8 protein-coding genes and 1 pseudogene are annotated in these 9,193 nt (G+C 57.9%); 5 read left to right on the plus strand and 4 right to left on the minus strand.

Annotated features, from left to right (window positions below; genetic code table 11):
• From AC1DH9_RS13865 to AC1DH9_RS13875, 3 genes are all read right to left on the minus strand, one after another.
• A partial coding sequence (locus AC1DH9_RS13865; protein ID WP_477808306.1) for a diguanylate cyclase domain-containing protein occupies positions 1 to 1,992 on the minus strand: 1,992 nt, incomplete at its 3' end.
• Positions 1,980 to 2,999 carry a substrate-binding domain-containing protein gene (locus AC1DH9_RS13870; protein WP_427538655.1) on the minus strand — a complete coding sequence of 340 codons (1,020 nt, stop codon included), beginning with the start codon at positions 2,997 to 2,999 and terminating at the stop codon, positions 1,980 to 1,982. The genes AC1DH9_RS13865 and AC1DH9_RS13870, both read right to left, overlap by 13 nt.
• Before the next feature lie 469 nt (positions 3,000 to 3,468).
• Positions 3,469 to 4,146: an SOS response-associated peptidase family protein gene (locus AC1DH9_RS13875; RefSeq protein WP_427538646.1), complete on the minus strand. Its 678-nt coding sequence runs from the start codon at positions 4,144 to 4,146 to the stop codon at positions 3,469 to 3,471.
• 513 nt (positions 4,147 to 4,659) lie between these two features.
• Between AC1DH9_RS13875 and makC (AC1DH9_RS13880) the strand changes: the two genes are divergently transcribed.
• The 5 genes from makC (AC1DH9_RS13880) to makE are packed head-to-tail and all read left to right on the plus strand — an operon-like array spanning position 4,660 to position 8,811.
• Positions 4,660 to 5,052 carry an alpha-pore-forming tripartite toxin MakABE regulator gene (makC, locus tag AC1DH9_RS13880; RefSeq protein ID WP_427545657.1) on the plus strand — a complete coding sequence of 131 codons (393 nt, stop codon included), beginning with the start codon at positions 4,660 to 4,662 and terminating at the stop codon, positions 5,050 to 5,052.
• Between the two features lie 37 nt (positions 5,053 to 5,089).
• A complete protein-coding gene (gene makC, locus AC1DH9_RS13885; RefSeq protein WP_427545659.1) occupies positions 5,090 to 5,488 on the plus strand; it encodes an alpha-pore-forming tripartite toxin MakABE regulator in 399 nt (132 codons plus the stop codon).
• Positions 5,488 to 6,576: an alpha-pore-forming cytotoxin subunit MakB gene (makB, locus tag AC1DH9_RS13890; RefSeq protein WP_427545661.1), complete on the plus strand. Its 1,089-nt coding sequence runs from the start codon at positions 5,488 to 5,490 to the stop codon at positions 6,574 to 6,576. Before makC (AC1DH9_RS13885) ends, makB begins: the two co-directional genes overlap by 1 nt.
• 11 nt (positions 6,577 to 6,587) lie before the next feature.
• Positions 6,588 to 7,691, plus strand: coding sequence for an alpha-pore-forming cytotoxin MakA (gene makA / locus AC1DH9_RS13895; protein WP_427545663.1), 1,104 nt, complete (start codon positions 6,588 to 6,590; stop codon positions 7,689 to 7,691).
• Positions 7,692 to 7,749: 58 nt separating this feature from the next.
• On the plus strand, positions 7,750 to 8,811 hold the full coding sequence (gene makE / locus AC1DH9_RS13900; RefSeq protein WP_427545665.1) for an alpha-pore-forming cytotoxin subunit MakE: 1,062 nt from the start codon (positions 7,750 to 7,752) through the stop codon (positions 8,809 to 8,811).
• A gap of 109 nt (positions 8,812 to 8,920) precedes the next feature.
• On the opposite strand, the pseudogene AC1DH9_RS13905 reads toward makE, so the two are convergent.
• Positions 8,921 to 9,193: pseudogene (locus tag AC1DH9_RS13905) on the minus strand (hypothetical protein); the annotation flags it as partial.

The following is a 9,193-nucleotide window of genomic DNA, read 5'->3' on the forward strand; positions in this document are numbered from 1 at the left end:
GAGCTGAATTGGCCGCAGGATGGCTTCCTGGATTTTGTGCAGGGCTGGAGTAACGCCGTCGAGGTCTGAGGGCTGGTCGAACAGGATGATCACAAACTCGTCGCCACCCAGTCGCACGACGGTGTCGGTGCGGCGTACACACTCCAGCATGCGCTGGGCGACGGTTTTCAGCAGTTCGTCTCCCGCACTGTGCCCAAGGCTGTCATTCACCAGTTTGAATTTGTCCAGATCGAGAAACGCCACTGTGACCTGGCGGTTGTAGCGCTGAGCATAAAGTATTGCCTGCTTGAGACGGTCTTCGAGCAGTGTGCGATTCGGCAGCCCGGTCAGTGCGTCATGGTCGCCCATATAGCGAATGCGTTTTTCGGTCAGTTGGCGTTCTATCGCAATGCCGGCAAGCGGTGTCGCCATGTCGATCAGTCGCGTCTCGGTCGAGCTAGGGCTGCGTACGGTGCTGGAATACAAGGCAAACGTCCCCAATACCTTTCGCTCATGGGACAGAATCGGCGTCGACCAGCAGGCGCGAAATCCATAGGGCGCAGCGGCTGAACGGTACTCTTCCCACAGCGGATCCAGCTCGATATCCGTGACGATGACCGGTTCTCGTCGATACACCGCGGTGCCGCATGAACCGACGTTCGGACCGATCGCAATCCCGTCAATGAGCTGGTTATAGGCTTTCGGCAAACTGGGCGCAGCCCCATGCAGCAGGTGCTTGCCATCCTCATCCAGCACCAGGATGGACACCATCATCCCGTCCAGTTGGGACTCGACCAGGTGAGCCAGGCTSTCGAGGACTTCTGCAAGCTCGGTGCTCCTGGCGATCAGCTCCAGGACAYGACCTTGTCCGGCACGGATGAYGGCTTCTTGCTCTAATCGGYTGTTTTGCACGGCGAGCCGCTCTGTGGCGATACTCAATTGGACCGTTCTTTTTTCCAGCTGTAGTCGGTCTTTGAGGAATTGATTCACCGCGTGAGCCATGTTGCCGATCTCGTCTTTCCCGTGTTCGGCCATCATCAAATGCGTTTTGTCAGTGTGTTCCTGACGCAATTGCCGGCTTATTTCATTCAGGCGCACGAGCACATGACGGCCCATGAAGACCCGGGTCACAAACCAGGCGAACACCAGGCTGGCGCCCAACATGATCAGCACCCATTGCTGGCTACGATTTGAGGCCTCGACCAGGCGTTGCACGGCGTTGCGATAGTCTTCGGTGTAGGCACTGGATTGCGCACGGGCCACCGCGACCAGAACCCCGGCCTCATTCTTCAGCTCCTCATTGAACCGCTGTATGACGTTGTGCTGATTGATGAGCCTCAGGCGCAGGGAGAAGAGATCGGGCGTTTCCACCTCCGCGTCGGGCAACTTGCCTGCGGTACGTGACAGGCGCTCATATCGGATCCGCAGGCGTTGCACGGCATCACTGTCAACAGCCTGCGGCAGATCGAAAAGTAACACCGCCAGTTCCAGGCTGACCGGAGTCTTGGTCGCGGTTAACCGGGTGGTGTGATCTTCCAGGGTCTGCTCGAAGGTGACCTCGGTTTGCAGCAGGCTTTCTCGCAACTGCGCAACGATGTTGGCGGTATTGCGAAACATCTGACTCGACTGATACATGTCGAGTATCGCCACGCCACTGTTCGCGGCAGTCAGCTGCTGCACCAACTGATCAAGGGCTTCAAGCTGTTCGACGGTCGCCGCATAGCTTGTACGCAGGGAGTCGGGGGAGCGGGTTGTCAGGAGTTGATCGGTCTGGCGTTCGATCAGCAAGGTACGCTGCAGCATGTCTTGCCCATTTTGCATGCGGACCAGTCGTTCATCCGTCAGCTGGCGAGTGGCGCTGTTTGACGTGCGCAACGCGTAGACCGCCGTTGCACCACCCGCCAGGATCAGCAGCGCCAGCGTCAGAAACGCCAGTGTGAACTGTGCGCGTAGCGATTGCGGAAATAGCTGGCGTCCGAGCCGGGAAGTAACGTCCAATGTCAGGGATTCCATTGGTGGCGATAGATTTCTCGATAGCTATTGTCAGGGTCGTACTGGAATTTCTTCCCGCCGTCGAAGGCGATATTGTCGGCATTGACCAGGTGAATCGGCGCTACGAAGCCGCTCACCGGCTGACCTGCAAACAGCCGGTTCAATTCATCCATCACTTGCCAGCCATGCAGGTTGAGCGGCTCGGCCACGGTGACGGTCTGGTAGGTTTTTGCCTGTATGCGCAAGAAAGCCGAAGCGCTGCCATCACCGGCAGACAACAGACTGATGCCGTCACCGGGTATTGCGGCGTTGGTCAATGAGGCAATCGAGTAGTCGAAATAGATATCGTTGATGGCCAGCGTGTGGGTCCAGCGCTTGCCATAGCGTTGAAGCAGTTCATTGGTGAGCGCCGGCATCTTCTCGCCACTATCGGAGATCGCGACATCGCGCACTTCCAGCAACGTACATTCCCGACAGGCCCGAATGACGTTTTCCATGGCCTTGGCTTTCGCCATGGCGATGCTGTACTTGGAGTCGGTCAGGATGACCACGCCGGCGTGTCCGTTTGACTGTGCCACTGCCGCCATGGCTGTGAGGCGAGCCACTTCGAGCGGGTCGGTCGTGACATTCATGGCCACCGGAGTGCCGTCAATCGGCCCTGGGCGTGCCCCGGCGTGCCAGCCAACCACCGGCACATTCCTGTTGGCGAAGAGGATCAGTGCCGCATTGTTCTCAAGGGCATCGGAGCCGCACAAAATGAGCCCGTCGGGTTTCGCTGCCAGGGCATCGGAAAAGGCCTTTGCGCGCCCGGTCGATGATCCCGCGCCATCGAATATCTCCAGCGTCCAGCCCATCGCCTTGGCTGCCTCCCGAGCGCCCTGCGCGACACCGAGAATTCCTCCGTTACGCAAATCTTCTGCGACAAGGGCGATGCTCTTGCCCTTCAGGGCTTGCGGGCCGGATTCAGGGCCGCTCCAGCGAACGGCTTCGAGGGTGGCCCTGGAAACGATTTCCTGCGCTTGAATCACCGTAACCGTGGCGTTTTCGACACCCGCTGCAGTTGGCAGGTTCTGCCCGTATCCGGGAGTTGCCGTGAAAAGACAGAAAACCGTAATTGAAGCCATCCAGAGTAACCAGGGCCTGATCAGACAGGTTCGATCACCGCATGTGATGTCGGGTCTGGAGCCGATGGCGCGATCATGGTTTGGCATGGCGTCCCTTTTTGCCAAGAGTGCAGCGTTCACTATCCGAAAGGATAGTCGGTTCTGCTGTCATCAGGTCTTTCGTGGATAAAGTCCGTGAACTTTGGTCCTGAACATTCAGGAAGTGGGGCAGGGTGCCATGGCACAAAACATGGGACGAAAGCCAATTGCATCGTTGACTACATCGAGTGGTTTTACAAGGCTTCGACTTTGCATAAACACCAGGCTAAAAAAAGGCACCTGCACAGACGGTGTGAAAGCCCGGCAATCTGCTCTCCGATTAAAAAAATGCCCATCAAATCGGTTTGATCAGGCTCGCGCCTTGGTTGCGCACATTGCCAATGGCTGCGTCGACCCTGAACCATTCGAAGGCCTCGGACGGCTCTCCCTGTTGAATCATCATATGCTCGGCGCGCTCCTTGGGTGTGGCCGGGTCGAGCCATTCCCGTGCTACCTCGGGCGCCAGTGTTACCGGACGTTGATCGTGGATGTCCACTATGCCGCCTGCCGAATCGGCAGTGATGATCACGAAGCCGTCATACTCGCTAGGCGCGTGTTCGCCGGTCGTAAACTGGCCAATAGCAGCGCACAGGATCGGTGAGCCGTCCCGATGCCGGATCAAATAGGGCTGCTTCTTCGGCCCGCCCTCATCGACCCATTCAAACCAGTTGTTGATGGGGGTGATGGCTCGGTGTGGCCAGATCGCCCGGTAGAATGGGCTATGCGCTACCTTTTCGACTCTGCCGTTCGGTTTCGCTGGCTGATCGGTTGCCCAATGCGGTCGCCAACACCACCTGACCAGGTCGGCGCGCAGTGTGTCGCCCTCCTGGCGAAAGAGTGCGACCCTTGTTGTGGGGGCGACGTTGTACTGCTCGAGCGGCTGGTCGCCAACGGTGTTGACCAGAGCATTGGGCATGCTCAGCGCCGCCACGAAGTCGTGGATACCCTTGTATTGCGAAAGTCGTCCGCACATGGCTGAACCCTCAAGCTCAACCCTGAGTTTAGACGATCGATTTCGGGCGCTCTATGAGGTCGTCCAACATACTGAAGTGCAGGTTTAGATAGGAAAAGCGCACCGGATGCACCCAAGCCCCGGCTAGCTCAAGGTAGCTGCTCACCGCGCCCCCCGAGTCAGCCCATGCCCATGTGGCGGCGGGGCCATCGTTCGAGGGGCGGCTGTGAAGACGCCTCCTACTCGACTCGGTGGTATTAAAAAGAGGCTTCGGCCTCTTTTTTCGTTTTGCGATTTTTACTTTAAGCCAGGCAGGCCATGCTCTCGCCAGCTTTTAATCAAAAGGGTTGAACAACGCAGCACTGCAACCATTCGCCGGTCGCTACGCCTGAAATTTCACACAGTCATAGCAATTTAACATTATCGGTTTGCGGCAAGCTGATCTCGGGTCTAGTCTCCCAGCCGATGGCATCGACCCTGTCGCCTTGTACGGCGTCTGCCATCAGGAAAGCGGTAGTGGGAGGGATCCTTGGAATGAGCTCTATATCTGCGCTGATCGTTATAGATACCGATGGTGCACTGGCTAGCGGGTCCGCAATGGACAATGCCTATCTGGTCGATACCAAGGGTTACCTCGGATCATGGGGCGAGGGGACTTCCACGCTCAACACCGTCTGTCAGGACGGACAAGTGGTGATCTGGAGCGTCACCGCCATCGACCCCAGTGCCGAGGTGGCAATCACCGGTTTTTCGGGCGACATGGTGTCTAGTGGCATCTGTAGACCGAGCACAAACGGGCCTCAAGGCGATCAATTCTGGTCCGGCCAGGTGCAATCCAGACAGCAGTTCGCTTCCTTCGCTTACACCGTGACCCTGTCGGTCGGCGGCAAATCCATGTCTTTGAACTCAAATCTGAAAATTGCCTGACGCCGAACCTCGGTGCGCGGCTACCTTGGAGAAAGTAATGACTTTAAAAACCATCGATGTACTGATCGTCGTCGACGTGGAAGCTGCGCTCGCCGGAAACCTGCAAGATAACGTCTACCTTGTCGACACCAACAAATATGTAGGTTCCGGCAATGAGGGTCAGGTTGAGCTCAAGACTGCATGCCAGGACGGGCAACTGATTACCTGGAGCGTGGTGCCGGTTTCACCGTCCAGCGACGTCAGCATCACCCAGTTCACCGGCCAGATGATTACAGACAAGGTGTGTGTGCCGAGCCAGTACAAAAACCCGAACGGTGTTTACTGGGAAGGGCGCGTCGAGGCTCAGGGAACCAGCAGCCAGCAGCAGTATTCGGTGGTGCTGACCATGGACGGAACTTCCAAAACCTTTGACCCCTTCCTTGTGATTACTGCCTGATGCTCAGTCCTACTGTCAACTTCGCAAAGACGTTACTGGTTGCGGCGCTGAACGAGGTCGTGAGCATCGACAACTATTGTGCCACGACCCGTACCATCTTCATCGGGAAGCTCACGGAGGATCCTGACTGGCTCGCTTCCGTGCGAAACCGGGTGGCGATGTTGGCGGCTGCGGGTGGTGGCTGGATCATGGCGAAACCTTCGATCTGGGCGCCGATTCTGGATCAGTTCGCTACCTATAATGCGACGTTTGCTTCGATCGCCAGCCTGCAAAAGAACGGCCAGCTCGTCACTGCGTCGCAGTGGGTGCAGGTGCTTGGCCAAGTGCTGATACCGCAACTGCAGGCCGCAGCGGTGGCAACTGATGCGGCCGGGGTTGCGTTGAAAGAGCAGCTCGATACTTTCTCGGACATCCAGCCGCTCCTTGAGGCGAGTATTGATCAGGGATGGGAGTCTCTGGCCGCGGAAGAGCAGCAGATGGTGAAGATCGCGGCCGAACTCGCGCGACTTGAGGACTTGGTCGGATCGCTCGGGGACGCTATCACGAGCGGCTCGATCAGCGACGGCAAAGGCGTCGTCTCCACGTCCGTGAGCATCGTCTACGATGTCGCGGTCGACGGCGCTGAAGGCGTTCCGTTTCTTTCCTTCCTGACGTCTGCGATCACGATCGGGCGGTTCTTCGCCGACCTTGTCGAAGGCTCCGCAGAAGTCCAGGCGACCTTGCAGAAGATCGCCGAGCTTCAAATCGAAGCGAGCCAGGCCGCTCAGGCCGCCGCAGCGACCAAGTCGGTCCTGCAGCTTCTTTACAACCTGCAACTTTCCTTCAGGTCGATAAACGATGTAGTGCCGCAGCTCTCGCAAATGTGGCGCGACCAGGCACAAGGTGTGCAGCAGGCAATCGATGCGCTGAACGATGGCGCTGACCCAGCCGGTTATTTCGATCTGCTGACACTCTCTACCGCCGCTGCGAACTGGCAGACAATCGCCGGTTTCGCCGCATCCCTGACGACGTTCAAGACAGCTACAGGGAGGCCCGTGGTACTCAATCCCCAACAAGCACGGACCCGATCTGTATCAGCGGTTCACTAAGGAGAGTAAAAATGTCTGACCCAACCCCGCAGCCGGCACTTCAGTCCAAGACCCAGAAGGGATTCCTGTCGCTCATCCTGATTACTCAGGCATGTCATGGCGTCCTTAACACAACCTTCACTGCTCCCGATCCGAAGCCGTCATGGTACGACGCCCTCAGCACTCACCTCGACGACGCCAAAACTGTGGCCCGCGATTGGGTCGACAATATCGCGCCCTCGGTGACGGCGAGTGTTCCACAGGCTGTGCTCGACTATGGCACGACGTACCAGGCTATTACGGCCGAGATAGTGAGCATTTGTCAGGCCAATCCGAATGCGTCGGGGGCGGACAACCAGTATGTCAAGCAGGTTCAACAGCTGATTGGCGGCCTGTTGGGCCAGATAACGGAGATCCTGGCCACGGTCGATACAACCAGTGCTCAATTGAAGGCCTGGGGAGACCGGTTGCAGACGGCGCACGACAATCTGTCGAGCGGCGCCAGCAGTATCCAGAACGCCGAGGTCGCGCTTCAAAGCGATATCGATGCGATGAATACGGCAATCCAGAACCTCAACGATACGATCACTCAACTGAACAAGTACATGATGGATGCGCAGATCGCCGTCGGCGTCGGCATCTTTCTGGGCGTTGTCGCGCTYGCGCTGGCTCCTGTTTCCGGTGGCGCGAGCCTCGTGGTAGGCGCTGTTGCCGTAGCCGGGATTGTCGGCGGTGCGGTTGAGTGGTCGAAGTTTCAGAGTGAGATCAACTCTGACTTCCAACAGATTGCGGCAGACCAGGTGGAAAAGTCCTCCGATCAGGCACAGATTGTGGCGCTCCAGGGGCTTGCGACATCGGCAAATCAGGCGGTCGGCAACATGGTGCAGGCAGAGAGCTCACTTTCTGACTTCCGCACGAGCTGGGCCGGGTTCCACGACGATTTGCAGGGCGTTATTAACGATCTGACCAAAGCCGACAAAGCACTCAGCACGTTGCTCGAAATGGCGTTCACGAATGCGGCGGCGAACGAGTGGCAGCTCGCCATTGATTTCGCCACGACACTGCAGGGTACCCAGATCAACATGCCCACCGCCCAGATGGACATGGACGGCAAGATCACCTCTCAGGCCGCGTGATCGAACAGATACTGCGCGGCAATGTGCCGCGCAGTACTCATTCATTAAGGAGTTATTGATGCCATTAAGTGCCAAGACTGCGGATGCGCAGATCGACGGGGCGATGTCAGCCGTCGTGCTCCTCAACGCTTCGTGCCAGGCTGTCGTCGAGGCCCAGATCGCGGGTGTCAGCTCCAGTTGGTATCCGCAACTCGACGCCGAACTCGGCGCGGCAGAGGACCTTGTCCTCGACTGGCGGCAAAGCGGTGTCCTCTACTTCAGTTCGCAAGTGCTCCAGACGATCCAGCAGGCAGGCAATGCCTTTACCGCCGGTGCACCGCAGATCCAGGCCCTTTTGGCTGCACTGATAAAAAGCCCTTCCGACAGCGCCCAGGCTCAGCTCGTCAGCGCACTACAAGCGTTGCAGCCGCCGATCCAGTCGATTGTCTCGCAAAGCGGTGATTATCTGACGAAGCTGAAGGCCTTCGAAGTCAACATGCAGACCCCCCATCAGAACATGCAAGCGACCATCGGCGCGGTGCAGGCTGAGGAGCAACGGCTACAGGCCCAGATCACCAGCATCAACGCGCAGATCGCTTCCCTGAACACGCAGATCCAGGCGGACCGCGATGCGATATCCAAGGCAGAGTCGAAACGGACCAGTGGCATTATCGAGACGATTTTCGGCGTCCTGCTCACACCCTTCACGGGAGGCGCGTCGCTGATCCTGGCGGGCATTGGCGTGGCGTCGATCGCCGAGGCGCAAACGCTGATCTCCTCGATGCAAACGCAGATCAGTGGCTATCAGCAGACAATAGCAGGTGACCAGACTGAACTCAGCACCGATGATCAGGTGATTGTCACCTTGAACGGCCTCACGTTATCCACGGGCATGGTGCTCGGCGACATGAACCGCATAGCCATCGCGCTCGACTCGCTCCGTACCGGGTGGACGGCATTCGCGGGAGAACTCCTGGACACCATCACCAAGCTCCAGAAGTCTGCTTCAGCGTCCGAGGCGATACTCGCCGAAGCCTGGTATAACGCCGCCTGCGACGAATGGACCGTGATCGTCGAACACGTTGGTGACCTGATCGGCGCCAGCACCAATACCAGCAGCACCAGGGTACGAATACCCTGAAAGGTTGGAGTGCCCACATCAAACGCCACTCAATCGGGTGATCACCGAATTGGGTAATAGGCGCTCAGGTTGAGATGCAGGGGGGCTCACCTTCGCTGTTCATGGCCAGTTAATCCTTTGGGCCGGTGTAGCGTATGGCCTTCGAGCTACAGCCGTTGTCTTGCAGGTCTTCGTAAGCCTTGTACTTGGCTTGGCTGCGAGTGGCTGCCCAGACTGTCTTCACCCAGTGGCGGGCGTCGCCGATGTAATACTCAACATCGAACCAATCTTCAGTCACAACGATTTCTGGTCGCGACATGTTGGCAAAGCGTGCCGAGCTTTCAGTAGGCGCCACCCTCCAAGATCGGATGCGATGGCGAGATGTGAGTTTGTAGGCTATTGA

It is taken from the genome of Pseudomonas sp. 05T35 (genome assembly GCF_056396605.1).

Excerpts from the sequence above, each read along its gene's own strand:
- AC1DH9_RS13875 (WP_427538646.1), bottom strand. The coding sequence starts at position 4,146 with ATGTGCGGACGACTTTCGCAATACAAGGGTATCCACGACTTCGTGGCG.
- makC (WP_427545657.1), top strand. The coding sequence starts at position 4,660 with ATGAGCTCTATATCTGCGCTGATCGTTATAGATACCGATGGTGCACTG.
- makC (WP_427545659.1), top strand. The coding sequence starts at position 5,090 with ATGACTTTAAAAACCATCGATGTACTGATCGTCGTCGACGTGGAAGCT.
- makB (WP_427545661.1), top strand. The coding sequence starts at position 5,488 with ATGCTCAGTCCTACTGTCAACTTCGCAAAGACGTTACTGGTTGCGGCG.
- makE (WP_427545665.1), top strand. The coding sequence starts at position 7,750 with ATGCCATTAAGTGCCAAGACTGCGGATGCGCAGATCGACGGGGCGATG.